General features: G+C 32.7%; 1 pseudogene. It reads left to right on the top strand.

Going from position 1 to position 263, the window contains the following annotated elements:
- Positions 1–235: pseudogene (locus tag SCA31_RS23945) on the top strand (rhamnogalacturonan acetylesterase); the annotation flags it as partial.
- Positions 236–263: the final 28 nt, after the last annotated feature.

Genomic DNA, 263 nt, shown 5'->3' with positions numbered 1-263 from the left:
TCTGAAAGTTCCTTTTGTAGATTTGCAGCTATTAACAGAGCAACTGGAAATTTCTTACGGTCCTGAAAATTCAAAAAAGCTACATTTACATTATAAAGAAGGTGAAAATCCCTACTATCCAAAAGGAAAAGATGATGACACGCATTTATCAACACTCGGAGCAGAATCTATTGCAAAACTGGCGGTGAAGAATTTGAAGAGCTTGAAAATAGGATTAGAGAAATATATTAAATAGTTTTTTAACCTCAATAATCAAACAGCAA

This window comes from Chryseobacterium sp. SIMBA_028 (assembly GCF_046535285.1).
Taxonomy (GTDB): domain Bacteria; phylum Bacteroidota; class Bacteroidia; order Flavobacteriales; family Weeksellaceae; genus Chryseobacterium.
The sequence above is the reverse complement of the archived record's forward strand: the minus strand, read 5'-3'. Positions and strand labels throughout refer to the sequence as shown.